Source organism: Vibrio renipiscarius (genome assembly GCF_000827885.1).
Lineage (GTDB): Bacteria > Pseudomonadota > Gammaproteobacteria > Enterobacterales > Vibrionaceae > Vibrio > Vibrio renipiscarius.
Genome location: NZ_JTKH01000023.1, coordinates 23847 through 47468, shown reverse-complemented (window position 1 = coordinate 47468; position 23622 = coordinate 23847). Strand labels below are relative to the sequence as shown.

Here is a 23622-nt window from a genome sequence, read left to right as displayed (position 1 = left end):
GTGTTAATTTTTGCGCTCGATGACGTATCGGGCGAACTCTTCTAGTAATCGTGTATTGTAAGGGATCGCTTGCAATGCTTGAAGCGCTTCCTCTAACAGATTGTTAGCTTTGTTGATAGCACCTTCTAATCCTAGCAGAGCTGGGTAGGTGCTTTTATTCAACTCTTGGTCTGAGCCTTGTGGCTTGCCGAGCGTTTCTGTGTCGCTGATAATATCCAAGATATCGTCTTGCACTTGGAAAGCGAGGCCAATTGCGTCCGCGTATTTATCCAGCAGCGGCAGCATTTCAACGCCTTTTTCACCCGCCGCCAGTGCGCCGAGGCGAATCGCACTTTTCATCAACGCGCCGGTTTTATTTCGGTGAATTTCTTCCAATTCACTGAGACTGACCAGTCGATTTTCCGCTTGCAGATCGAGCGATTGCCCCATACACATGCCAGCGGCACCAGACGCTTGTGCGAGCACTTGTATCATCTTAATACGTTGTGCTTCTGCAATCGGATCCAGTTTACCTTCAGCCAGTATAGTAAAGGCAAGAGTCTGCAAGGCATCGCCAGTTAAAATCGCGGTCGCTTCGTCAAATTTGATGTGACAAGTCATGTGACCACGACGTAATGCGTCATCGTCCATTGCTGGTAAATCATCGTGAATCAGCGAGTAGGCGTGAATGCACTCGACGGCAGAAGCCGGAGTGTCGAGGTTTTCTACATCGCAGCCAAGCATTTGGCCTGTGATATAAACCAAAAACGGACGAGCGCGTTTACCGCCTAATATTAAGCCGTAACGCATCGCTTCAATCAGCGTTTGATTTTGGTGAGGATATTGATCCAACCACCATTCTAATTGTTGGCTATTTCGTTGTTGAAACGATGTTAATGCTTCAAGCATACAGTAATCTTCTAACGGTGCTATTCAGGCTGAGAGGAAAAGTCAGACAACGCGGCGTCATCATCATTTTGCAACAAGATACTAACGCGCTGTTCCGCATCGTTCAGTTTGCTTTGACCTGCACGCGCCAAGCCGATGCCGCGCTCAAATTTCTTTAGCGCATCATCCAACGCTAAATCCCCATTTTCTAAGTCTTCAACGATAGTATCTAACTCGTCAATGGTCGCCTCAAAGGTCATATTTTCAGGTTTCTTGCTCGCCATAATATTTCTAGATTAGGAAAGATGCACGAAAGTTACCTTAGCCGTTAATGATGGTCAAATTTAACAGAGGAAAATTGTTATAAAAATCGAGCTAAAACAGAGTAAAGATAAGGGGAAAATAGGGGAGTGATTCGTTGTGACGAAATGATCTATAACGAAATCGATGAATTATCCACCAATGCTAGGTGTTGCTTGAGGGGAATGTGAATGCGATGCCAATAAAAAAATTAAAGATTCACAAGCGCTGCCGATATAATTCCAGAGACAGTATAAAAGGTTAGCATGAGGAGTGCTTTGTGGATTTAGCTACGCTAATTGGACTCATTGGCGGTTTCGCCTTCGTGATCATGGCGATGTTGTTGGGCGGAAGCCTAGGAATGTTCGTCGACGTCACGTCGATCCTTATCGTTATTGGTGGTTCTGCATTTGTGGTGTTGATGAAATTCACGGCCGGGCAATTTTTTGGTGCCGCTAAAATCGCCGGTAAAGCTTTTATGTTTAAAACCGATGAGCCAGAAGATCTGATCGCGAAGATTGTCGAAATGGCAGACTCCGCTCGCAAAGGGGGCTTTCTCGCGCTTGAAGAGATGGAGATGACCAACAGCTTCATGCAAAAAGGCATCGATTTATTGGTGGATGGGCATGATGCCGACGTTGTACGAGCAGCATTGCAAAAAGACATCTCTCTGACCGATGAACGCCATGAAAAAGGCACCAGCGTATTTAGAGCATTCGGTGACGTTGCGCCCGCGATGGGGATGATTGGTACGTTAGTCGGTTTGGTGGCGATGTTATCGAATATGGATGATCCGAAATCCATAGGACCTGCGATGGCGGTCGCTTTGTTGACCACGCTGTACGGTGCTGTTCTATCGAATATGGTGTTCTTCCCGATTGCCGATAAATTATCGCTGCGTCGTGAGCAAGAAAAACTCAATCGTCGTTTAATTATGGATGGCGTTCTGGCCATTCAAGATGGTCAAAACCCTCGTGTGATTGATAGCTACCTGAAAAATTACCTCAATGAAGGTAAACGATCCCTTGATGTGGACGCTTAGTAAGGAAGCCCTATGGATGATGATAAAGGCTGCAAATGTCCACCACCAGGCGCACCATTATGGATGACGACTTTTTCTGATTTAATGACCTTGTTGATGTGTTTCTTTGTCTTGTTGCTTTCTTTTTCAGAAATGGACGTGCTCAAATTTAGACAAATCGCGGGGTCGATGAAATTCGCCTTTGGTATCCAAAACCGCTTGGAAGTCAAAGATATCCCGAAAGGGACCAGCATTATCGCGCAAGAGTTCCGTCCTGGCCGCCCTGAACCGACGCCGATTGATGTGATCATGCAGCAAACCATCGACATTACGCAGCAAACCTTAGAGTTTCATGAAGGTGAATCCGATCGCGCTGGGGGAACTCAGCGTGAGAAAGGCAAACTGACCGGTGGTCAATCACCGGAAACGTCAACGCAAGACAATCAAAATACCGAATCGGACAGCGAGCAATCCCAAGCTTCAGAGATGTCAGAAGAAATGGAGACCCTAATGGAATCCATCAAAAAAGCACTAGAGCGGGAGATACAAGAAGGCGCGATTGAGATTGATAATCTCGGTCAGCAAATCGTCATTCGTATTCGCGAAAAAGGCGCATTCCCTGCTGACTCCGCGTTCTTGCAGCCTAAGTTTCGTCCATTAGTGCGTCAAGTGGCGGAGCTAGTCAAAGATGTGCCGGGGATCATTCGCATATCGGGCCATACAGACAATCAGCGTCTGGATTCCGAGTTGTATCGGTCTAATTGGGACCTTTCCGCGCAAAGAGCGGTCTCTGTCGCTCAAGAGATGGAAGCGGTTCGAGGCTTTTCGCATCAACGGTTGCGTGTCCGCGGAATGGCCGATACTGAGCCTTTAGGTCCGAATGATACTGAGTTGCAACGGTCTAAAAACCGTCGGGTTGAAATCAGCATTATGCAGGGCGAACCCTTATATAGTGACGAAGTTCAGGTTTCAAACCCGTAATAAATGCCTAAACTAAAAAGACGAGCTTAAAGCTCGTCTTTTTTATGATCTTTTCATCATGTATAATCCGCGCCCTTAAGGACCTCTATACTGCGAAAATACGTTTAATGACGGAATGTATATTGGTGATGATTGCGAATAACTGTTAACCAGTGAAGTGAAGTATGAAATTTATTGTAAAACCTCATCCAGAAATTTTTGTAAAAAGTGAATCAGTGCGCAAGCGCTTCACAAAGATTCTTGAAGGCAATATTCGCAACATTATCAGAAACCGTACATCAGCGGTTGCGGTATTTAACCGCCGTGATCACATTGAAGTGACTTCAGAAAGTGATCAATTCCACGCAGAAGTATTGGAAATTCTGACGCACACGCCAGGTATTCATCACGTTCTAGAAGTGAAGCAATCGGAATTTACCGATTTGCATAACATCTATGAGCAAGTGCTGGAACTGAGCGGCTCGTTAGTTGAAAACAAAACATTTGTTGTTCGTGCTAAGCGTCGTGGTAAGCATGACTTCACGTCTATCGAACTAGAGCGTTATGTTGGCGGTGGTTTAAACCAAGCGGTCGCGACGGCGAAAGTACAACTTAAATCGCCTGATGTGACGATTAAAGTCGAAGTTGATCATGACAAGCTGAACCAAATTCTAGCTCGCCATAAAGGCTTAGGTGGTTTCCCTCTAGGTACACAAGAAGATCTTCTGAGCCTGATCTCAGGCGGCTTTGACTCTGGCGTTTCTAGCTACCTGCATATCAAGCGTGGCTCAAAAGTGCATTACTGCTTCTTCAATCTAGGTGGCCCAGCGCACGAGATTGGCGTAAAGCAAGTGGCTTATTACCTATGGAACAAATACGGTTCATCAGCCAAAGTTCGCTTTATCTCGGTAGATTTTGATCCTGTTGTTGCAGAGATCTTAGAGAAAGTGGATGACGGTCAAATGGGCGTTATCTTGAAGCGTATGTTTATGCGTGCGGCAGGTAAAGTTGCTGAGAAGTTTGATATTCAAGCACTGATAACGGGTGAGGCACTTGGTCAAGTTTCTAGCCAAACGCTGACGAACTTACGCCATATCGACAACGTGACAGATACATTGATCCTGCGTCCGCTGATTAACTGGGACAAAGAAGACATCATCAATGTTGCTCGTGATATCGGTACGGAAGATTTTGCGAAGACCATGCCTGAATACTGTGGCGTTATTTCGAAAAAGCCAACCGTGAAAGCCGTGAAGTCGAAGCTAGAGATCGAAGAAGCGAAATTTGACTTTGATATCCTCGATCGAGTTATTCAAGAAGCGCGCAGCATCGATATTCGTGAAATCGCGAAGCAGACTGAAGAAGCGGTTCCTGAAGTTGAGCAAGTTCAAGCGGTTGAAGAGCATGCGATTGTTCTGGATATCCGTAGCCCAGATGAAGAAGATGAGAAGCCACTTGAAATTGAAGGCGTTGAAGTGAAACACTTGCCGTTCTACAAGTTAGGTACTCAGTTTGGTGATCTTGACCAGAGCAAGACCTACCTTCTTTACTGTGAGCGTGGCGTGATGAGCCGCTTGCAAGCGCTGTACTTGCAAGAGCAAGGCTTTGCTAATGTAAAAGTATATCGCCCATAGTCGTTATCGATGGGTTGCTTGTCGATGCGTTATCGTTGTTTATAACGCATCATTAAAGCGAATAAGAAGCGCAAATCGTTGATTCGGTTTGCGCTTTTTTTATGCCTGTCTCTTTATCGCAGGCATAAAAAAACACCGCCTAAAGGCGGTGCTAAAAAATTTGACAGACAGGTCAAAAAAACAGGAAGTATACGTCCCGTCTCTAGGGATTCAGAGAGACGAAACCATGGTAGAAATTCTACCCAACTCGAAGTACGAGTTTGCAAACACAACATCGCAACAACAAAGCCAATTGATTTCAAAGAAACCAAGCCGTTCAGGCTTGTCTTGCGGGACGAAATATAGAATTTCTCTGGTCGTCAGGCAACGGACATTTTATAATGTTTCAGATTAAAAAAACTAATCCAGTTTATTGAAGGCGCCTATGTCCAGAAGATTACCCCCGTTGAATTCGTTGAAGGTATTTGAAGCCGCTGCTCGCCACTTGAGTTTTACTCGTGCAGCAGAAGAATTATTTGTGACGCAGGCCGCAGTTAGCCATCAAATCAAGGCGTTAGAAGAGTTTCTTAGCTTGAAACTGTTCCGCCGCCGTAACCGTTCTTTACTGTTGACCGAAGAAGGGCAAAGCTACTTCCTCGACATTAAAGACATTTTCACCTCGCTAGCCGAAGCCACAGATAAAGTCTTAGAACGCAGCGAAAAAGGTGCACTGACGATTAGTTTACCGCCAAGTTTTGCGATTCAATGGCTCGTGCCGCGTTTAGCGGATTTTAATCAACAACAACCGGATATCGATGTCCGCATTAAAGCGGTTGATATGGATGAAGGTTCGTTGACCGATGACGTGGATGTCGCGATTTATTATGGCCGAGGAAATTGGCCTGGCTTACGTGCCGATAAACTCTATCAAGAGTTTTTGATCCCACTTTGCTCACCGTCTCTCTTATTGGGCGTTAAACCATTAGAAGAATTAGGTGATTTGAAGAACCATACTTTGCTGCACGATACATCGCGTAAAGATTGGAAGCACTTTGCTAAGTTTCATGGCGTGGAAGGTGTGAACTTAAACCATGGGCCGATTTTTAGTCATTCGACGATGGTTTTACAAGCGGCGGCGCATGGTCAAGGCGTTGCACTTGGCAATAACGTATTAGCACAGCCAGAACTTGAAGCGGGCCGTTTAATTGCCCCATTCGATGAAATGCTGGTCTCAAAGAATGCTTTCTATGTGGTTTGTCATGAGAAGCAAGCGGATATGGGCAGAATAGCCACTTTCCGTGACTGGATGCTCGCGAAAGCGCACAGTGAGCAAGAGGAACTATTGGACGATGACGAATAACGTAATGATTGACGGTGCAGAGAATGCGCCGTTATTTATTTTTGCTCATGGCGCAGGTGCAGGCATGGACCATGCGTTCATGCAGCAAGTGGCTATGGGACTGGTGGCGAAAGGCATCCGAGTGGTGCGCTTTAATTTTCCGTATATGGTGCAACGTGCAGAATTAGGCACTAAACGTCCGCCGGATCGCGCACCTAAGTTACTCGAAGCCTTTGAGCGCATTATTGCTCAATATGCCGATAAACCAGTGGTCATTGGTGGGAAATCAATGGGTGGCCGTATGGCGAGCTTATTGAGTGAACATCCGCTGGTGGCGGGGATCGCCTGTTTAGGTTTTCCTTTTCATCCGCCAGGCAAGCCAGAAAAGTACAAAGGCGAACATTTAGCGTCGTTGGCGAAACCTTGTCTTATTTTACAAGGTGAACGCGATACGTTCGGTAAACGTGAAGAGTTTGCCCAGTTTGCTTTTTCGCCGAGTGTCCGCAGCTCGTTTCTTCCTGATGGCGATCATGGCTTTAAGCCGCGTAAGCGCTCGGGATTTACTGAGCAAGGTAATATTGATTTGGCGGTCGACACGCTGAGTCAGTATATTTTTGAACTCTATGATATTGCCGAGAGGTCGCATGAAAGCGAATAAACTACTGGCTATCGGGGGATCGCTTGCGGGAGTGGGTGTGGCGTTAGGTGCCTTTGCCTCCCATGGACTTAAAGCGATGTTATCCCCCTATCTACTTGAAGTCTTTAGCATTGGTGTCCAATATCAGTTTATCCATGCGATGGCAATTATTGCTTGTGGCATTCTGATGATGAACAAAGTCAGTGTAAAAGCGCAAAAGTATTTTTTCATCGCCGCGATTTGCTTTATTATCGGCATCTTTTGTTTTAGCGGCAGCCTTTATGCCTTAGCATTAAGTGGAATAAAATGGTTTGGACCGATTACTCCGCTTGGTGGCATGACCTTTATGTTAGGTTGGGCTTTGTTCGTCTATGCAGCACTACAGAACAACAGAGGTGAGTAAGTGAAACAACTAATGCTCTATTGCCGTCCCGGCTTTGAGAAAGAGTGTGCGGGTGAAATTCAAGATCGAGCGAGTTCGCTGGAAGTGTTCGGTTTTCCGCGCGTTCAAAAAAACTCTGGTTTCGTGTTGTTTGAGTGTTACCAATCTGGTGATGCAGCCAAGCTAGTGAAAGGGTTAGATTTTAAATCGCTGATTTTTGCTCGCCAAATGTTCGCCGTTGCTGTTGAACTGACCGACTTGCCACGTGAAGACCGTATTTCGCCAATTCTGCAAGAGTTGAGTGAAGCGGAAGGCATGCCAATGTGTGGTGATCTACGCATTGAAACGCCAGACACGAACGAAGCGAAAGAACTTCTTAAGTTCTGCCGTAAGTTCACTGTGCCAATGCGCCAAGCCCTGCGTGGCAAAGGCATTTTGTTTAATAAAGACAACCCGAAGAAGCCAGTATTGCACCTTTGTTTTGTTGAGCCTGGCCATTGCTACATTGGTTACTCATTGCCAACAAACAACTCGCAGTTCTTTATGGGCATTCCTCGTCTTAAGTTCCCTGCTGATGCGCCAAGCCGCTCTACATTGAAGCTTGAAGAGGCTTTCCACGTATTTATCCCTCGTGAAGAGTGGGATGAACGTTTAGCTTCTGGCATGTGGTGTGTTGATTTAGGTGCGTGTCCGGGTGGTTGGACTTATCAGCTGGTTAAGCGCTCTATGTTCGTCCACTCGGTGGATAATGGCATGATGGCGCAAAGCCTTATGGATACAGGCCAAGTTAAGCACCACCAAGAAGACGGCTTTAAGTTTGAGCCACCACGTAAAAACGTGAAATGGTTGGTGTGTGACATGATTGAGAAGCCATCGCGCGTTGCTCAATTGATGGGTGAATGGCTGATCAGTGGTTGGACTCAAGAAGCGATTTTTAACTTAAAATTGCCGATGAAAGGTCGCTATGATGAAGTTCTTGGTGATATCGAGAACTTGAAAAAGTTCCTTATTGAGAATCATGTGAAGTTTAATCTTCAAGCGAAGCACCTTTACCATGACCGTGAAGAAATTACGGTGCATGTTCAGAGCTTGTCGAATATCTCTCCGCACTAAGCGCTGACGAGCGATCGTTGACGCTATTGTAAAAAGCGCCCATTGGGCGCTTTTTTTATCGAGGCTATTTGCTACTGTTACGCGTCACTTTTGGTTCGGGCCTTCGTAGCGCAGGTCTTGTAGATTAAAACCCAATTCAATGTCTGTTTTTAACTGAGCAACTTGGCGACAAGTTCTCGCCATCTCAATATGTTCATCAAACTTTTTGCGGTATTTCTTCACCAGTTCATCCGAGGCATGCGCCTGCTCAATGGTCTCAAACTGAGTTAAGATTTCTTTGGCTGCTTTTGGCCCGACCCCCGGAATACCAGGGACTTGGCTGGAGCTGACGCCGGTTAATCCCCAGTAATCAGCTAACTGGCAAGGTTTTACCCCAAACTCTTTTTCAATAAAAGGTGCGTCTAACCAGCGGTGTTGAAAATAATCGCGAATTTGCAGCGTTGGGGAAAGCAACTGACAGTAACCTTTGTCGGTTGAGATGATGGTGACTTTTTCATTGTGGCTGGCGACTTTGATGGCGAGTGTTGCCACTAAATCGTCGGCTTCATCACCATCAGAAAGCAAAGAATCGATGCCCATTTTCCACCATGCATCTTGAATGGCATCAAGGCCGTTGAGCAGAGGCTCGGGCATCGGCTTACGATTTTGTTTGTACTCAGGCAGAATGTCCGCGCGCCAACCTCGCTCTTGTAGGTGGTGATCGAACACCGCGACGATATGAGTGGGTTGTGCTTCGTTGATAATGCGGGTGAGCGTTCGCCCAGTGGTTTCTATTGTTCTTGCAATGTCGGTGGGATCGGGCTGCACAGAGTGTACGCGGCGGATCAGGTTTAGAGCATCGATAATGACAAGATGAATAGACATAAGCATTTAAAAAGTAAGGGCCATAGGGCTCTTATTGTAAATGAAGTGAGGGATAAAGCCAGCCAGATGCGGCGATATCCCGGATTCGCAGGTTGATTCGTTAGTTAATTCGAACGAGCGACTCGTTCGAATTACTCATGTTTCAAGGATGGCTATTTCGAATCGGTCGCGATTCGATAACATGGCTCATAGGCCGTGTTGCCAGGGAGCTTCATGCGATGTTGCGTGACAAAATCTTTCAGCAGCAAGTCCATTTTCTTCATTAACTCGCGATCGCCATCGAGTACGAAGGGGCCGTTGCGCTCAATTTCACGAATACCTTCGGCTTTCACGTTACCCGCAACAATACCCGAAAAGGCTTGGCGCAGAGCAGCGGCTAAGTTTTCTGGGCGTTGGTTGAGGTGTAAGTCGAGGCTGGCCATGTTTTCATGGGTAGGATCGAATGGCAATTGGAACTCAGGTTCGATCTTTAGCGACCAGTTAAAGCTATAGGCATCGCCGGTGTCTTTACGATGCTGGCGAACGTCATCCATGCTTTGCTTCATGATTTTCGCCACTTTAGCCGGATTATCGATGACAATTTGATAATGCTTCTGCGCAGCTTCACCTAATGTGTCACCAATAAATTGATCAATTGAACGGAAGTACGCTTCGCTCTCTTTAGGGCCGGTGAGGATAATCGGTAGCGGTTGGTCTGCATTTTCTGGGTGCATCATAATGCCCAAGATGTAGAGCAGTTCTTCAGCGGTGCCCGGTCCACCAGGGAAAATGACAATCCCGTGCGCCATACGCACAAATGCTTCTAGACGTTTTTCAATATCCGGCATGATAACCAGCTCATTGACGATAGGATTTGGTGGCTCCGCTGCAATGATTGACGGTTCGGTTAAACCAAGATAGCGCTGTGACGTGTAGCGCTGCTTAGCGTGCCCGATGGCCGCGCCTTTCATTGGGCCTTCCATTGCACCTGGACCACAGCCAGTACAGATATTCAGCTCACGTAAGCCCATTTCGTTACCGACTTCGCGGGTGTACTGGTACTCGGTTGGATTAATGGAGTGGCCACCCCAACAAACGATCATGTTGGGTTCGATACCCGGGGTAAGCGTGCCTGCGTTACGTAAAATACCAAACACCAAGTTGGTGATGTGGGTGGCGTTGGTGAGGTTTAAGCGCTGATTGTCCGCCAAGTGCATGTTGACGTAAACAATGTCGCGTAGCACCGAAAATAGGTGTTCTTGAATGCCTTTAATGATTTGGCCATCAACGAACGCATGCTCTGGTGGGTTCGTTAGCTCGAGCTTAATGCCGCGCTCACGACGCATCACAGTCACATCAAAAGATTTGTTTTTATCCAGCAGCTCTTTTGAGTTGTCGGTGTGGCTGCCTGAATTCAGAACGGCTAACGTACAGTTGCGATAGAGCTGATAAAGATCACTGGATGCGGTTTTTTTAAGGCGCTCAACTTCAAGTTGAGAAAGTAAATCCATACTCCCTGCGGGACTGATATGGGTGATCATAGAGACCTCCTTGCAATAATGATCAAAGCCAATATGACTGCGTGTTGATTGTGACTATTAACATAACCGAGGAGAAAATAAGGCTGTTGCCAGTTCACGCATGACATAGGCGTAGCATTTAGCTTAGCACTCTGAGCGGAGGAGGGAAGACTAAACAATTGATATCAATACATCTATCACGATTACTTCGTCACAAGGAAGATCCCATGGACGATGATGCGCACGTGAAAAAGCCGCTGAGTGGTTAGCTCTAGCGGCTTTGTTTTGTTCATTGATGGTTTAAGACGAGTAGGAAGGCTAGGTGCTTTCCGGTTAGGTCCAAATGAACTGGTTGGTCCCGATTTTTTTACTCTCTTGTAATTGAACGCGAAGGCGTTCTAAAACTTCTTCTGGTGTATCAGAATGTTTAAACACCGTACTCGCGACCGATAACGTAATGTTTAAATTATTTTCGCGAAATTTAAACGGTAATCGGGAAATCTGAGTTTGGATCGATTTGACCAATTCAAGGCTTTCCGAATCGACACGGTCAGGGAAAATAACCACAAACTCTTCACCAGAATAACGCGCGATAATATCCGTATTGGCTAAGTCTGATTTAATGCAACGAGCAATGATTTTGAGTGCTTTATCGCCCGCGGTATAACCAAAACTGTCATTCACGGCTTTGAATCCATCAATATCAAATTGCACCACTCGCAAGTTGTGTTGATTACGAATCCAGCGACGATATTCGATTTCCATTTTTTCGTTGAATGCCGTGCGATTCAATACGCGCGTCAAAGGATCTTGTTGAATGCGTTCCGCTTGATCGTCAAGACGACGACGATAGTCTTGTGTGGTTTCGGCTAGCGATTCAAGCTGACCATGGCCAAATTGCATTCGCTCAATAAGCGCTTTCTCGCGTTGTTCTGCATATTTTAAGCGTTCTGAGAGTGACGATAGCTGGTCAAAAAGAGGCGATAGGCTTTGCTGTGCCGCCTCAATAGACGACGATTCTCTTAATAACGAATGGCTTTCTGAAATGAGTGTGTGCAACTCTTTGCCATGCTCAACCCGCTGTTCAAAATAGCTTAGACTTTGATCCGTAATTTGCGCTGAGCTTTTTAACGAACTGGCGAGGGATTCATTCACTTGCGACAGAAATTGTTGCGACGTTTTACGTTCAGAATTGGTGCCTTGAACGACTAACTTTAGTATGTGTAACGTTTCTTCAAGTAATGATTGAGTACTAACGCCAAGTAATAATTTTGCACGAATGTCACTGAGCTGTTCACCTGACTCACCGGTGAAATCGAGTTCGGTGATCAGCTGCTGTAACTCGTCATTGAGTTTATTGAGTAATTCTCTGCTCGAATCGTTATGCAAAATAGGCGTGGCATGGTCAGGGTTGCTGGCGAATATTTTGATTGAACGCTCATAGATAGCCAATAGTTTAATGGCTTGTTCTGACTGGGCCGTATTTGATCGGGCACAAAAGCTCAGCAGGTCACGAAGATCGCGTTTAATCTTCGAGGGAATACCTGCGACTCTTAATAGTGTTTCACCAGCATGTTTTACTTGTGAATCAAGCTGCTTCTTGTGTTTATCCATAACGACAGTGTGCTGTTTGATTAAGCGTTCTAGTATCACTAGCTTGGGAATAAGCGTGCTAATGTCTTTTTGTTTCTCAATTGTCACTTTTAATTCAAGTAGACCGGAAAGCAGGCGAGGATCGTCGGTAGCACATGCATCACTCAAAGAGGTTAGTAGGCGTTGTAATACCTGTTGTTCTCTTCTGTGTTTGAATGAGCTGTCTCGTTGTGTCAATCGAACCTGTTCCAATTGAGATTTCAGATGATGTAACTGAGACTGAATATCTTGTTCGAGTGCGCCCATGTAAATCTAAACTTTAGCTCTATTTGATCAATGAAGACCTTATTAATTAATCTATTGATAATAACAAATAATATCGCTGCGTCACGGTCTGTCGGAGATTTTTGCGCCAGCTTTTAGTCATCTTTTAAGATTTTTTTGAGCCTCTCCTCATTATTGAAAGATGAGTGCACTTTTATTAATCCTTGGCTAATCGCGTGCTTGCATGCTTTTCGTACATTTCCAGTCGCCAGACTGGCTGCCGGCGCATTTTCAATGGCCCGTAAATACACCCATTGGCTGGTGTGCTCTTGCAAACTCAGTGTGCGAGCCGCCCCCGTTGCCATCAATAAAATATCCATTAACTCTTTATCATTGAGCGCGGTATACGCTCTAGGTAGAAATGGATAGTCTACAACTCCCACACGAACAATGCGGTTGATTGTGCGTTCAGGGCGGAAGTCATCACTCCACTGCTGAATCTTTTCAACGATATCGTAAGGATCGTTATCGCGGTCACTATTGGGCTCGATATAGAGCAACTGAGCATCAGAAAAATGGTAAACCCGGGCCGGTGATTTGATTTTCTCACGCAGATAGAGGCCAAATTCTTTTTCTATTTTAAGCCCTTCAATATAGCCATGCTGCATATGTAGGTTGCGCAAAAAGGGCAGATCAATCATCACAAAACGTAAACGGTCGTTGAGAGGTTCGTGAATTAACTCACCGATATACCACTTTTCAAACTGATCGTTACTTGCTTCAAGCGATGCGGGCAGTTTGGCGTTCAACATGCGTAGGTTACGCAACCCTGAACGAGAGTGGGTAAACAGGTTTTTGTTGAGCGCGCTAATCTCTTCTTTTTGTAGACGCAAGACATGACCACGACGCAGTACGATAAGCACGAGCAGTGATCCGATGATAAAGAGAGCGAAAGCAATCTTTTGGAATTTTCGATGTTCTGCTTGAGTGAGTTCTAAATCTTGTTGCATGCCTTCCATGTGAATGGCTCGCTCAACAAAGTCTTTTTGCTGGCGGAAAGCATCTTCACTAATCAAATCCAACTGTTGCTGTTCAATCATCGCCAATTTGTTGTATTTCTTAAGGTACGTCAATGCTGTTTGATATTGCTTATTTAGCTCATAGCCATGATTGATTAAGCGGTAAGCGTTTTTTTGGATGCTAATATCGTTGATTTCTTGACTCAGCTTGAGTGCCTTTTTGGCATTGTCGATGGTTTCTTTGCTCAGCTTTTTATGAGACGCCAACCCTGCGCGCAATAGGTATGCGTAGGCTTGGAGCTTTGGCGTATTTTTATACGTTAATAGCTTCTCGGCACGTTCTAAGTATTGCTCTGCGAGTGTGAAATTCACCAATTGCAGATAGGTTGCAGACAGTGAAATACGAATATCAATTTCGTTGGTAATGTTATTCAGTGTGCGTTCGTGATCCATCGCATTGAAAAACTGCACTAAGGCGAGGTTATATTTACCTTGTAGATAATAGATATCACCCATCAGTTTTAGCACGGCGGGCAAGGTTGGCGATTCATTGTAGTTGTCGTAAAAATCGGCAGCCTGCGATAAATGGGTAATGGCTTTATCAAGCACGCGACGTTCATAAAATAATTGGCCTAAGCGATAGTTTACTTTGCTTAGTAATGCGCCGTGATCTTCTCCAATCGCTTTCCAATAAGCGGTAAGAAATTCTGAAAGCGCTTTATTGTATTGCTTATGCGCCAGTAAGTGGTCACCCACCGCGATGTGGTATGAAATCACGACATAAGAAGATTTCACACTGTTCACATAGGGTTTGAGTTGGTCAAATAGTTTGTTGGCCAGTACTAACTCGCCTTCTTTCGACGCGATTTCGGCTTCTAGCATCGCGCTAGTGTATTTGAGGCCCTTTGCTAATAGCTCGGGATTTTTGACCGTTTTGTAAGCGTCTTCCACTTGGTTAAGTTGCTGGCGTGCTTTGATGGCGTCGCCAGACGATAACCAAGCCAGACGAATTTTATGCAGCTCGACATCGAGTCCAAGGTAAGGCAGTTTATATTGGATGGTGAGTGCCTTAGCATCCTCAAGGTGTAACAGAGCTAAGCTGGGATGGCCTAGGTTGAACTCCGCATCCGCCAAAATTTTCAGAGCATCAATCGTTGCCCCTGGTGAGCGGAAACGGTTGTCGGCTTCATCGCGAGAAATCGATGATGGGCTTTTATCTGAATGATCCGTTAATGTGCGCTGGGCTAGATAATCGGAAGCTAAGCGGCGTGCCTGCTTAGGAACGATATCCACTAAACTATTGGCTTCATTCAGTATGGGAGAGGTGTAAACCGGCGCGGCAAAAGCCAGCGGTGATACCCACAAAACCCAAAAACAGAGCCAATGCTCCCAGCGCAATTTATGCATCCTAAAAACTATCCTTATTGACGAGCCATACGTTGATTGTGGCTTGGCTGCGTATGCTCAGTAGAGCGGTAAGGGTTGATATCTAAACCACCTCGGCGAGTATAACGCGCATAAACCGTCAGTGAATCCGGTTTACAGTAGGTCATTATGTCAGTAAAGATACGTTCAACACATTGCTCGTGAAACTCATTGTGCTCACGAAACGAAACGATGTATCGTAACAGAGCTTCACGATTGATTTTTTGACCGTGATATTGAATTTCAACACTACCCCAGTCTGGTTGGTTAGTAATTAGGCAGTTAGACTTAAGTAAATGGCTATGCAGGGATTCGCTAACGATTTCTTGTTCGGCTGCGCCGTCAAGCAAGGTTGCATCAAACTCATAATGCGTGATCTCAATATCTTGATGATCGATACATTCACCCGCCATCGTAACGACAACGCTATCGGTATAATCTTCTACCGAGCGCAGTGTCACGCTCACTGCTTCCCCGGCACAAGCAGACAGGTCTTTAATTAAAGTGGCTTCTACTTCATCCCAGCTAGCAAAGCGAGTTTGGTTCAAACTATTAAGATAGAGCTTGAATGATTTAGATTCGATTAAATTTGCGCTGGTGGCCGGAATCGTCACATCACCAACTGCCACTTGCGGCAATCCGTTATTGTTCAACCAAGAGAGTTCATACAAGGTCCAAATATCGCAACCGTGGAAAGGCAGCGTTTCACCCAGTTCAAGATCGTCGCGGTTTAGGCTGCGTGGTACAGGCTGAAGTAGCGATGGGTTATAGAGACTTGCGTACTCAGTCTTTTGGCCTAGCGTTAACCCGGCGAGCTCTTTAGCGTTGGAATATTTACTCATACTTTGCATCGATTTGGATTAGAATGACGGGAATTTTACGCAATCTCGCACCCAGTGTCATTAAATTGGAGTACCGAATGGCTGACAACGTCATGCAAGCCTTACGCACATTCAGTGAAAAATACCGTTCAGCCTTTCAAGCGCAACATGGCTCATTGCCAATCAGTGAAGAATTAGCCGACCTCGTTTCCCCTTGTGTGGAACAAAAACGCGCGGATAGCGTCGAGTGGCAAGCGTTTCCACGTGATGAGTTCGCTGATTTCACCAACGTGGAACAGGGCATTGAATTGATATTGCATGACGACATTAAGCAATTCTACGGTAGCCAATACAGTGCCGATATGGACGCTATCTGGAATGGTAATGGTCTGTCACTATTACAAGTTTGGAATGATGAAGATTTTGTACGCCTACAAGAGAACATCCTTGGTCACTTGGTGACACAGCGTCGTTTAAAACTCAAACCGACGGTGTTTATTGCGGCGACAGAGGCTGAGCTCGATGTGATTTCTATCTGCAACCTAAGCGGCAATGTACTGCTTGAGCGCTTGGGTACGGATAAGCGAGACGTATTGGCAGACAATGTTGCTGAGTTTTTGGCTAACTTAGAACCTGCGGTGTAATCATGTACGTTGTTGAACTTCAATTTGAGTGTTTTGATAACACCACCATCAGTGCTGTGGATAAAGCCATCAATGGTTTGATGGATGCACTGCGCTACAACGGTCAAGTGCTGGGTCGCGAATTTCCTATTGTCATGGGCGATGGCGAGTTCTATGTGCGTGTTGTTTGTCCTGAAAAACAAAGTTTACACCCAAACAACCACTCTGATTTTGTCAAAGTGTGTATGAACCGCTTGGCGGAGGCGAGTTTATTAGCGCCAAAAATGCGCATGTTGGGACGTGACTTAAATTCAGAAGAAGCCGCGGAAGAAGAAACGCCAAGCTGGCAAGTACTCTACACGACGTATGTCCATACTTGTTCACCACTGCGCAGTGGTGAAACGTTACTGCCGATCCCATTATACCGTAATGGGCCAACTTTAAATGGTGATCATAAAGCCGTCGTTAAATGGCAAACTGAATGGCAAGCGTGTGATGAGTTGCAAATGGCCGGTGGTTGCCGCGCTGAGCATGCAGCGCTACATGAAATTTGCGATACCGACAGCGTGCTGTTCAAGCGTGGTTGGGATTTGCGCGGTCGAATTGAGTTCTTAACCACCATTCCTACCTATTACTATCAGTATCGAGTCGGTGGTGCGAATTTAGTGGAAGAAAAGAGCCGCAAGTGTCCGAAGTGTGGTGGGGATTGGCTGCTGGACGAGCCGTTACACGATATCTTCTACTTCAAGTGCGATGATTGCCGAATCGTCTCTAACATCTCGTGGGATCATATTAAGTAGCGCATATTCATTTGAGTGTGAGCCAATGAGCGCGAGCCAAGATAAGCACGTTATTGTCTAGATGATGTAAAAGACCCGCCGGACGAGCCCTTAGTTGGTGTATTAGTCTTTAGGCGGGTTTTTGCTTTCTGGCTGATCGTCTTGAGATGAAGACGTTTGTTGATCGGCAGGATCGCGCTTTTTCATCTGACCCATTTTCATATTGGCGGTGTATTTCAGTACGGCAATATTACCGATGATGACACACAAAACGATGGTAATGATGACCCAAGGGTTGGTTAATAAATCCATCATGCTTCTCCGCTAATATTGGTAATAAAGTGAGTGTAGATGTAATCAAGTAAGCTTAACACCTCTTCCATCGCCAAGATGGGATCAAGGCGCAATTGTTGCTCAAGCATGGCCGGGGAGAATTGCGCCAAGCAATATTGGGCGGTACTACGATGGCTAATATGCCAAGGTTCTGGCGCGACACCGCCAAGATCGTCGGCATAAGGAAAGAAAAACCCAAACTCAGCAAGGTGCTCTTTCAGCCAAGCGTAAAACGGTGCTTGATGGCCTTGTAAGTACTCCCAAGGTTCGAGCTGTAATTGCACGCCTTCAGGCAGTAAATCACGGTCAAAAAGATCGAACTCGCTTCCCCAGTGGTGACGACTGCCGCCAGGTAGCGCCGACCAACGCAAAATAGCCAAGACTTTTTCGTCGAGGCTTAATACCGAGCATTCGATTGGTTGGCTCGCGCTATCTAGAATGGGCGTGCGCCCCGAGACCTTATTATTCCAAATGGTTTTTTGTCGTTCGAAATCACGAAAACCACTGGCAATATTGAGATTAAATCCCGCCTGAGTCGCCGCTTGCTTAAGGCGCAATAAATCGTTGGCAACGTCAAGATGCACCAAGAACGCTTTCTGGCCAATCACCACCTCAGTGAGGTGGCTTTGGCTTTGACCTGTGAGTTGTTCAGGCGTCATGATCACGCGAGGATATTCTCCAATACTTTTTGATACATATCGGTGAGTTTCTCTAGATCAGCAATACTGACGCACTCATTCACTTTATGAATAGTGGCATTCACCGGACCGAGTTCCACCACTTGCGTCCCCATTTGAGCAATGAATCGCCCATCAGAGGTGCCACCCGTGGTCAGTAATTGTGGCTCTTTATGATTAACATCGGAAACCCCTTTGACCACGGCACTGAGTAGTGTCCCTGTATCCGTTAAAAACGGTTGTCCGCTTAACGTCCACTTTAGATCGTAATCTAAGCCGTGAGCATCTAAGGTTGAGTTAACGCGACGTTTGATTTCACTATCGGTCAGCTCTGTGCTGAAGCGGAAGTTAAACTGAACATCGAACTCACCCGGAATGACATTTGATGCACCGGTTCCAGCGGCTAGATTTGGGATCTGAAAGCTGGTCGGAGGGAAATAATCATTGCCATTGTCCCATTGCGTGGTCGCAAGTTCAGCTAATGCCGGTAGTGCTTGATGAATGGGGTTATTTGCCAGATGAGGGTAGGCGACATGGCCTTGAATGCCATTAACGCGCAGATCGCCGGTGATGGAACCACGACGGCCATTTTTCACCACATCACCCACGGCATGGGTACTCGATGGTTCACCCACGATACACATATCAATGATTTCATCACGCGCCATTAAAGTATCAACCACGCGAGTGGTTCCGTTAATAAACGGACCTTCCTCATCGGAAGTAATCAAAAAGGCAATTGATCCTGTGTGGGCGGGATTTTCTTCGATGAAGCGCTCCACGGCCACAATCATACAGGCGAGCGATCCTTTCATATCTGCTGCGCCACGGCCATGTAGGTAGCCATCAATGACGGTGGGTTCAAACGGCGGGGTACGCCATTGTTCTACAGGGCCTGCGGGGACGACATCGGTATGACCAGCAAAGGCAAATAGAGGCGCTTCAGCACCACGGCGAGCCCAAAAGTTGGTGGTGTCCTCAAACACCATCACTTCAATTTCAAACCCAAGTGATTTTAAACGGTCAATCATCACTTGTTGGCAACCCGCATCTTCCGGAGTTACCGATTGTCGGCCAATTAAATCTTTTGCCAGAGCCAATACAGGGCTATCGCTCATCCTTGAAATCCTTTTTTTAATAGTATTATGCAAAAACTGCTGCGTATTGATCGGCTTTAAAACCAAGGTGGTATTGCCCATCAACAAATAAAATTGGTCGCTTGATCATGGCTGGTTGCTCGACCAGCAGTGTCATCGCGCTCTGTTCGTTTAAACCTTCTTTTTGTTCTTGGCTTAGTTGACGAAAAGTAGTGCCACGTTTATTTACGACATTTTCCCAACCGAGTGCTTGGCAAAATTGAGTCATCATCTCAGCATCAATACCTTGCTTACGGTAGTCGTGAAAGTCAAATTCCACATTGTGCTCGGTGAGCCATTTCTTCGCTTTTTTTATCGTGTCGCAATTTGGAATGCCATACATAGTGACTTTCATTGTTATCCCCTGAAGTGACTTTTGTGCCGTTCTAGCGAGAGCGGCATGCAATGTTTTATTGTCTTATTTTATTGAGTTTATCGTCTGACTTCTTTTCATTTTCGCGACGTTTCGTGCAAAACATAGGCACGAAATTGGCGCAAATAATCGAGAAATTAGGCGTTCAATGAATCCTATCAGGAACTGGAGTGGGAAACAAAAGTGTGATCTATATATTTTGGTGAGTAAAAAAGGTCCTTTTACGGGATAGAGGAATGGCGAGTTATTGATCGAACGCAAAAAACGGTTTGGATAAAAGGAAATAATGTCCCTTGAAGTTTATAGGAGGTATCAATGGAACTGAGTCCTGTGTTCGCAAGGCGTTTGTATTTAGCTCTGTTAGTTGAAAATCTAGAGAGACCAAATGTTCCTAAATTGATTGAGCAGACTGGATGGCCACGTCGCACAATTCAAGATGTAATTAAAGCATTACCCGGTATTGGTATTGAACTTGCTTTTGTTCAAGATGGTCGACGTCACAATGATGGTTATTACCAACTGTCAGATTGGGGCCCTTTTGACAGCCAGTGGGTGACCGACCGAGAACCTGATATTGCGGCAAGTTTGGGCTTTCGAGCTTAATCGATGTTCTCATTTGAGTGAATCGATGCAGATTTGAAATTGCATTGTCTTTACTCGCCACAAGCCTTCCTCACGCTTTTAGGCCGTCGTCTATATTTCGTCATTACCATGACATTGATATGCATTGCCAACGACGGTGAATGAGGTCGTAAAATCTTGTGGGGATATCATGTATACCGTATCCGCGCCAAGTTTCTTGGCGCGGTTTTTTATTTCATTGACTGCGCCTTGAATGAGGACGTCGTTGGGATAAAACCAGTAAGAATACCAATGGCCTTCACTTCCCGTCACTTCTCCTAACCAAAAGCAGTCTTCTGCATTAAAGCCGCTATCAAATCTTACATGTACGGTATCAGCATCTGATTCAAGTTGTTGCGAAGGCGCCGAGCAGCCCAGAAGGCTCGCGCATAGAGCACTAAGAACGACCCATTTACATTGTTTGTGACGCATAGATTAAGAACCCTATCCAACTGAGAGCAAGAAGACTCCATGGCAGTATAGAGCTTTTCGTTGCGTTGGGTTTAGATGCCGTTAAGGGTTGTGGATCTTCGTCACGATTCTCATTTTCAACGCGTTTTGTGCGCTGTACTTTTTTCTTCGCTTTATCTGCTTGGCGTGATTTTTCTTTTTGTTGTTTCTTATAAAGCGCGATGCCTTTTTCGATACCTTGGGCGATCAGTTTGGTTTGTTCTTTTGTTTGTGCCGGCTTTTTAGTGGCCTTTGCAATACTCATTGCATCGTCTTGAGTTTGTTGCGACGGAATAATTTTGTTTTTCATTTTAGGTGTTTACCGCAGGATCAAAGATAAGCTCATCCTAGCACGATATCATCTTTAATTAATCGCGGATTTGCTTTGATTGTGTCATGTTATGACGCGCGGAGTAGAAGCTAACGGCTGGCCAAAGTGGAGGGGTGGTGACTCACTAAAAGCCGATATATTGGCTTTTAGTGACAACGATGATGGCTGGGCTTACGCACATCCGCCATCGTTGTTTGAGTGAGTAGGGGGATTGTTCTCACTGCTATTATATGACCCGTTACTTGGTGAAAATGACCTCAGCTTGGCGCTCTTCTGGCTTATCCATGCCGGTTTGCCAGAACCAGTATGTGATGTTACCAGGGCAGTTCAAGCTCACGACTTTATGATTACCATGGCAATCAATAGCATGAATAGTGACACCTTCAGTGTAGCCGTCTTTAAGGTAATCGAGATCGCGAATGGCCTCATAGACCGCTTCATCCAAACTCATCCCCATTTTCATATATAGCACCACGGAATGTGCGGTCGAACAGCGAATGGCCATCTCTCCGGTGTGCGTACATGCGCACGCACCATAACGGCTATCGGCATAAGAACCAGCACCAATGATGGGGCTGTCGCCTAAACGACCTGGGTATTTCCACGCCCAACCCGACGTAGAGGTCGCAACACTGATTTTCTTATTGATGTCGCTGCTCAAAAATACCGTGGTATCACGCACGCGTTCTGGATCGGTCGCGTTATTTGATAACGGTGCGAGCGGTACGTTCGGGAAGGCAGCTTGCTCTTCTGGCGTCATCGCTTGTTCGAGCTTTTCCCACCAAACTTGCTTGGAATCTTCAATCAGGTTGTCACCCGCGACCGCACCGATTTCTTTGGCGAATATTGCCGCGCCTTCACCGACCAATATTTCATGGTTCAGGTCGGTCATGACATGGTGCGCGACTTCTACTGGATGCATGTAACCTTTTAGTGCGCCAACCGCGCCAGTGCGCAAGCTGTCGCCATCCATAACCGAACCATCAAGCTCCATTTCACCTAACACATTTGGCCAGCCACCGTAGCCTACCGTGCGCACTCGTGGATCGAGTTCAACTAATTTAATCCCTTCAACTAAAGAGCGAAGCCCTTCTTCACCAGCTTGTAAGCGGCGAGCGGATTCTTCAATGCCAGGGTAGGCTTCTGAGTTGGCGAGCAAAATCATGGGGTTTTCCTTATTTATCATTATTAGTATGAGAAGCAATGTGTTGGCAAAGTGCGGTTAGCAAAAATGTGCCGTATCCAGAGGCCGCTTTTGGATAGATCTTGCGATGTGTCATACCCAAAGACATGGCCGCGGAATCGATGTGAATCCACTTTTGGCCGGGTGACACAAAATGATTAAGGAAGGTTGCAGCGACACTGGCACCAGCATCACCGTCTTCGCTGCCATGGCGAACATCGGCGAAATCACTTTTCAGTGCTGCTTCAAAGAGGTCAGTGCCAATCGGCATTTCCCACAATGGTTCAGAACAACTGTCACCCGCCACCTTCGCCAGCGTTTTCAACTCGTCACTGTTCCCCATTAAGGAGGCAAATGCCTTCCCTAAGGACACACCCGTTGCGCCCGTCAGGGTCGCGATATCAATCAAGTAGTCAGGTTGGTAAGTTTGCTGCGCGTAGTGCATGACATCAGCCAATACCATGCGTCCTTCTGCATCGGTCGAGATAATTTCGACGCTTTTGCCAGACAACATGGTGACCACATCCCCCGGCTTAATCGCACCGCCTGATGGCATGTTTTCCACCAATCCACACAAACCAATAACACGCACAGGCAGGTGCAATTGCGTTATTGCATTCAATGCACCCACGACGGCTGCCGCCCCCCCCATGTCGACTTTCATGGTGCTCATGCGCAGTTGCCCTTTGATACTGATACCGCCCGTATCAAACGTGACACCTTTACCGACCAAGACGATCGTCGTTTGTGCACCTTCAGGATGGTAATCCAAGCACAACATACGGCCGTCACGGTCACTGCCCTGAGAGATACCGACGAGGCCTCCAAAGCCTTGTTCACGCATTTCAGACTCAGTCAAAAATGACAATTGAGTGTTGTCCATCGGCAGTTCTTGCACGGCACTGACGAAGGATTCGGGATAAATCACGTTGCCGGGTTTGTTCACCAGTTCACGGGCAATAAGCTGACTTTTCGCCAATACTTGCCCTTCAAAAAACGCACCTGACAATGTCGGCTCGGCCGTTTGTAACTCAAACGCATTGATGATTGGCTCGAGATGAAAACTGTCTCTGTGCTTATAGTCATACGCAGATAGCGCTAAGCCCAATGACACCCACTTCGCCCACACTGTTGGCGAATGTAAGGCCAAGACGTCATCATCGATATGAAGCTCAAGTGTCTGTGCCTGCTTGAACGTTGACGCGAGCAAGTAACCAATGTCTTGCAGATCGGCGACGCTATATCCTGCTTTTGTTATTTCACTGTTGAATCCATCAACGTCCTGATTCACGTCCAGTGTTTTACCTTCACTCATCGCCAAGTGTAAGGTTCTTGTTGTTTGGCACCCAGTGTCTTTAATGCGAATAAATACTAATTGAAACATCCTGATTTCCTCTGC

Annotated in this window: 25 protein-coding genes; 10 read left to right on the top strand and 15 right to left on the bottom strand. The window is 46.1% G+C overall.

Going from position 1 to position 23622, the window contains the following annotated elements; all coding sequences use genetic code 11:
* Nucleotides 1-3: 3 nt before the first annotated feature.
* Nucleotides 4-888 (bottom strand): (2E,6E)-farnesyl diphosphate synthase, encoded by an 885-nt coding sequence (gene ispA, locus OJ16_RS12610; RefSeq protein WP_040991206.1) that lies wholly within the window; start codon nucleotides 886-888, stop codon nucleotides 4-6.
* Nucleotides 889-908: 20 nt separating this feature from the next.
* Nucleotides 909-1151 carry an exodeoxyribonuclease VII small subunit gene (xseB, locus tag OJ16_RS12605; protein ID WP_040991204.1) on the bottom strand — a complete coding sequence of 81 codons (243 nt, stop codon included), beginning with the start codon at nucleotides 1149-1151 and terminating at the stop codon, nucleotides 909-911.
* Nucleotides 1152-1447: 296 nt separating this feature from the next.
* On the opposite strand from xseB, the gene pomA reads away from it, so the two are divergent.
* The 7 genes from pomA (at nucleotide 1448) to rlmM (ending at nucleotide 8232) form a co-directional block, all read left to right on the top strand.
* Nucleotides 1448-2209: a flagellar motor protein PomA gene (pomA, locus tag OJ16_RS12600; RefSeq protein ID WP_040991202.1), complete on the top strand. Its 762-nt coding sequence runs from the start codon at nucleotides 1448-1450 to the stop codon at nucleotides 2207-2209.
* Nucleotides 2210-2221: 12 nt separating this feature from the next.
* Nucleotides 2222-3169 carry a flagellar motor protein MotB gene (locus OJ16_RS12595; RefSeq protein WP_040991200.1) on the top strand — a complete coding sequence of 316 codons (948 nt, stop codon included), beginning with the start codon at nucleotides 2222-2224 and terminating at the stop codon, nucleotides 3167-3169.
* A 164-nt stretch (nucleotides 3170-3333) separates the two neighbouring features.
* Nucleotides 3334-4782, top strand: coding sequence for a tRNA uracil 4-sulfurtransferase ThiI (gene thiI / locus OJ16_RS12590; protein WP_040991198.1), 1449 nt, complete (start codon nucleotides 3334-3336; stop codon nucleotides 4780-4782).
* Nucleotides 4783-5206: 424 nt separating this feature from the next.
* Complete coding sequence (locus OJ16_RS12585) at nucleotides 5207-6121, top strand: transcriptional regulator GcvA (RefSeq protein WP_040991196.1); 915 nt, start codon at nucleotides 5207-5209, stop codon at nucleotides 6119-6121.
* Nucleotides 6111-6758, top strand: coding sequence for an alpha/beta fold hydrolase (locus tag OJ16_RS12580; RefSeq protein ID WP_040991194.1), 648 nt, complete (start codon nucleotides 6111-6113; stop codon nucleotides 6756-6758). The genes OJ16_RS12585 and OJ16_RS12580 overlap by 11 nt, the downstream gene beginning before the upstream one ends.
* A complete protein-coding gene (locus OJ16_RS12575; RefSeq protein ID WP_040991192.1) occupies nucleotides 6745-7140 on the top strand; it encodes a DUF423 domain-containing protein in 396 nt (131 codons plus the stop codon). The genes OJ16_RS12580 and OJ16_RS12575 overlap by 14 nt, the downstream gene beginning before the upstream one ends.
* Complete coding sequence (gene rlmM, locus OJ16_RS12570) at nucleotides 7141-8232, top strand: 23S rRNA (cytidine(2498)-2'-O)-methyltransferase RlmM (protein ID WP_040991190.1); 1092 nt, start codon at nucleotides 7141-7143, stop codon at nucleotides 8230-8232. It begins immediately after the preceding gene.
* A gap of 84 nt (nucleotides 8233-8316) precedes the next feature.
* Here rlmM and xni read toward each other — a convergent pair whose 3' ends face one another.
* The 5 genes from xni to queF all read right to left on the bottom strand — a co-directional run bounded on the left by xni (nucleotide 8317) and on the right by queF (nucleotide 15738).
* The gene (gene xni / locus OJ16_RS12565) at nucleotides 8317-9096 is read right to left on the bottom strand and encodes a flap endonuclease Xni (RefSeq protein ID WP_040991188.1); all 780 of its coding nucleotides are present in this window, start codon (nucleotides 9094-9096) and stop codon (nucleotides 8317-8319) included.
* 152 nt (nucleotides 9097-9248) lie between these two features.
* Nucleotides 9249-10616 carry a nucleotide 5'-monophosphate nucleosidase PpnN gene (gene ppnN / locus OJ16_RS12560; protein ID WP_040991186.1) on the bottom strand — a complete coding sequence of 456 codons (1368 nt, stop codon included), beginning with the start codon at nucleotides 10614-10616 and terminating at the stop codon, nucleotides 9249-9251.
* A gap of 312 nt (nucleotides 10617-10928) precedes the next feature.
* Nucleotides 10929-12494, bottom strand: a complete 1566-nt coding sequence (locus tag OJ16_RS12555; protein ID WP_040991184.1) for a GGDEF domain-containing protein — start codon at nucleotides 12492-12494, stop codon at nucleotides 10929-10931.
* A gap of 113 nt (nucleotides 12495-12607) precedes the next feature.
* Entirely contained in the window at nucleotides 12608-14878 is a 2271-nt protein-coding gene (locus OJ16_RS12550; RefSeq protein ID WP_040991182.1) for a tetratricopeptide repeat protein, read from the bottom strand.
* A gap of 14 nt (nucleotides 14879-14892) precedes the next feature.
* Complete coding sequence (queF, locus tag OJ16_RS12545) at nucleotides 14893-15738, bottom strand: NADPH-dependent 7-cyano-7-deazaguanine reductase QueF (RefSeq protein WP_040991180.1); 846 nt, start codon at nucleotides 15736-15738, stop codon at nucleotides 14893-14895.
* Nucleotides 15739-15815: 77 nt separating this feature from the next.
* Between queF and syd the strand changes: the two genes are divergently transcribed.
* Nucleotides 15816-16361: a SecY-interacting protein gene (gene syd, locus OJ16_RS12540; RefSeq protein ID WP_040991178.1), complete on the top strand. Its 546-nt coding sequence runs from the start codon at nucleotides 15816-15818 to the stop codon at nucleotides 16359-16361.
* A 2-nt stretch (nucleotides 16362-16363) separates the two neighbouring features.
* Nucleotides 16364-17140, top strand: coding sequence for a Zn-ribbon-containing protein (locus tag OJ16_RS12535; RefSeq protein WP_040991176.1), 777 nt, complete (start codon nucleotides 16364-16366; stop codon nucleotides 17138-17140).
* A 102-nt stretch (nucleotides 17141-17242) separates the two neighbouring features.
* Here the strand turns inward: OJ16_RS12535 and OJ16_RS12530 are convergent, their stop codons facing one another.
* From OJ16_RS12530 to OJ16_RS12515, 4 genes are read right to left on the bottom strand one after another with little or no spacing between them, the layout of a single operon-like run.
* Nucleotides 17243-17431, bottom strand: coding sequence for a DUF2897 family protein (locus tag OJ16_RS12530; RefSeq protein ID WP_040991175.1), 189 nt, complete (start codon nucleotides 17429-17431; stop codon nucleotides 17243-17245).
* Nucleotides 17431-18111: a M15 family metallopeptidase gene (locus OJ16_RS12525; protein WP_040991172.1), complete on the bottom strand. Its 681-nt coding sequence runs from the start codon at nucleotides 18109-18111 to the stop codon at nucleotides 17431-17433. Before OJ16_RS12525 ends, OJ16_RS12530 begins: the two co-directional genes overlap by 1 nt.
* 2 nt (nucleotides 18112-18113) lie before the next feature.
* Nucleotides 18114-19247, bottom strand: coding sequence for a succinyl-diaminopimelate desuccinylase (gene dapE, locus OJ16_RS12520; protein WP_040991170.1), 1134 nt, complete (start codon nucleotides 19245-19247; stop codon nucleotides 18114-18116).
* Between the two features lie 25 nt (nucleotides 19248-19272).
* Complete coding sequence (locus tag OJ16_RS12515) at nucleotides 19273-19620, bottom strand: ArsC family reductase (RefSeq protein ID WP_040991168.1); 348 nt, start codon at nucleotides 19618-19620, stop codon at nucleotides 19273-19275.
* Between the two features lie 333 nt (nucleotides 19621-19953).
* On the opposite strand from OJ16_RS12515, the gene OJ16_RS12510 reads away from it, so the two are divergent.
* Nucleotides 19954-20241, top strand: a complete 288-nt coding sequence (locus tag OJ16_RS12510; RefSeq protein ID WP_040991166.1) for a winged helix-turn-helix domain-containing protein — start codon at nucleotides 19954-19956, stop codon at nucleotides 20239-20241.
* A 90-nt stretch (nucleotides 20242-20331) separates the two neighbouring features.
* Here OJ16_RS12510 and OJ16_RS12505 read toward each other — a convergent pair whose 3' ends face one another.
* From OJ16_RS12505 to OJ16_RS12490, 4 genes are all read right to left on the bottom strand, one after another.
* Nucleotides 20332-20691 carry a DUF4156 domain-containing protein gene (locus OJ16_RS12505; RefSeq protein WP_040991164.1) on the bottom strand — a complete coding sequence of 120 codons (360 nt, stop codon included), beginning with the start codon at nucleotides 20689-20691 and terminating at the stop codon, nucleotides 20332-20334.
* The gene (locus OJ16_RS12500) at nucleotides 20672-21019 is read right to left on the bottom strand and encodes a DUF2956 domain-containing protein (protein WP_040991162.1); all 348 of its coding nucleotides are present in this window, start codon (nucleotides 21017-21019) and stop codon (nucleotides 20672-20674) included. Before OJ16_RS12500 ends, OJ16_RS12505 begins: the two co-directional genes overlap by 20 nt.
* A gap of 259 nt (nucleotides 21020-21278) precedes the next feature.
* Nucleotides 21279-22205: a N(4)-(beta-N-acetylglucosaminyl)-L-asparaginase gene (locus OJ16_RS12495; RefSeq protein ID WP_040991160.1), complete on the bottom strand. Its 927-nt coding sequence runs from the start codon at nucleotides 22203-22205 to the stop codon at nucleotides 21279-21281.
* A 10-nt stretch (nucleotides 22206-22215) separates the two neighbouring features.
* Nucleotides 22216-23607 (bottom strand): M17 family metallopeptidase, encoded by a 1392-nt coding sequence (locus OJ16_RS12490; RefSeq protein WP_040991158.1) that lies wholly within the window; start codon nucleotides 23605-23607, stop codon nucleotides 22216-22218.
* Between the last annotated feature and the right edge of the window lie 15 nt (nucleotides 23608-23622).

Excerpts from the sequence above, each read along its gene's own strand:
- OJ16_RS12575 (WP_040991192.1), top strand. The coding sequence starts at position 6,745 with ATGAAAGCGAATAAACTACTGGCTATCGGGGGATCGCTTGCGGGAGTG.
- OJ16_RS12595 (WP_040991200.1), top strand. The coding sequence starts at position 2,222 with ATGGATGATGATAAAGGCTGCAAATGTCCACCACCAGGCGCACCATTA.
- xseB (WP_040991204.1), bottom strand. The coding sequence starts at position 1,151 with ATGGCGAGCAAGAAACCTGAAAATATGACCTTTGAGGCGACCATTGAC.
- OJ16_RS12550 (WP_040991182.1), bottom strand. The coding sequence starts at position 14,878 with ATGCATAAATTGCGCTGGGAGCATTGGCTCTGTTTTTGGGTTTTGTGG.
- OJ16_RS12585 (WP_040991196.1), top strand. The coding sequence starts at position 5,207 with ATGTCCAGAAGATTACCCCCGTTGAATTCGTTGAAGGTATTTGAAGCC.
- thiI (WP_040991198.1), top strand. The coding sequence starts at position 3,334 with ATGAAATTTATTGTAAAACCTCATCCAGAAATTTTTGTAAAAAGTGAA.
- OJ16_RS12535 (WP_040991176.1), top strand. The coding sequence starts at position 16,364 with ATGTACGTTGTTGAACTTCAATTTGAGTGTTTTGATAACACCACCATC.
- queF (WP_040991180.1), bottom strand. The coding sequence starts at position 15,738 with ATGAGTAAATATTCCAACGCTAAAGAGCTCGCCGGGTTAACGCTAGGC.
- OJ16_RS12500 (WP_040991162.1), bottom strand. The coding sequence starts at position 21,019 with ATGAAAAACAAAATTATTCCGTCGCAACAAACTCAAGACGATGCAATG.
- OJ16_RS12525 (WP_040991172.1), bottom strand. The coding sequence starts at position 18,111 with ATGACGCCTGAACAACTCACAGGTCAAAGCCAAAGCCACCTCACTGAG.
- OJ16_RS12555 (WP_040991184.1), bottom strand. The coding sequence starts at position 12,494 with ATGGGCGCACTCGAACAAGATATTCAGTCTCAGTTACATCATCTGAAA.
- OJ16_RS12495 (WP_040991160.1), bottom strand. The coding sequence starts at position 22,205 with ATGATTTTGCTCGCCAACTCAGAAGCCTACCCTGGCATTGAAGAATCC.
- syd (WP_040991178.1), top strand. The coding sequence starts at position 15,816 with ATGGCTGACAACGTCATGCAAGCCTTACGCACATTCAGTGAAAAATAC.
- OJ16_RS12490 (WP_040991158.1), bottom strand. The coding sequence starts at position 23,607 with ATGTTTCAATTAGTATTTATTCGCATTAAAGACACTGGGTGCCAAACA.
- ppnN (WP_040991186.1), bottom strand. The coding sequence starts at position 10,616 with ATGATCACCCATATCAGTCCCGCAGGGAGTATGGATTTACTTTCTCAA.
- OJ16_RS12510 (WP_040991166.1), top strand. The coding sequence starts at position 19,954 with ATGGAACTGAGTCCTGTGTTCGCAAGGCGTTTGTATTTAGCTCTGTTA.
- OJ16_RS12515 (WP_040991168.1), bottom strand. The coding sequence starts at position 19,620 with ATGAAAGTCACTATGTATGGCATTCCAAATTGCGACACGATAAAAAAA.
- ispA (WP_040991206.1), bottom strand. The coding sequence starts at position 888 with ATGCTTGAAGCATTAACATCGTTTCAACAACGAAATAGCCAACAATTA.
- OJ16_RS12580 (WP_040991194.1), top strand. The coding sequence starts at position 6,111 with ATGACGAATAACGTAATGATTGACGGTGCAGAGAATGCGCCGTTATTT.
- OJ16_RS12530 (WP_040991175.1), bottom strand. The coding sequence starts at position 17,431 with ATGGATTTATTAACCAACCCTTGGGTCATCATTACCATCGTTTTGTGT.
- xni (WP_040991188.1), bottom strand. The coding sequence starts at position 9,096 with ATGTCTATTCATCTTGTCATTATCGATGCTCTAAACCTGATCCGCCGC.
- dapE (WP_040991170.1), bottom strand. The coding sequence starts at position 19,247 with ATGAGCGATAGCCCTGTATTGGCTCTGGCAAAAGATTTAATTGGCCGA.
- OJ16_RS12505 (WP_040991164.1), bottom strand. The coding sequence starts at position 20,691 with ATGCGTCACAAACAATGTAAATGGGTCGTTCTTAGTGCTCTATGCGCG.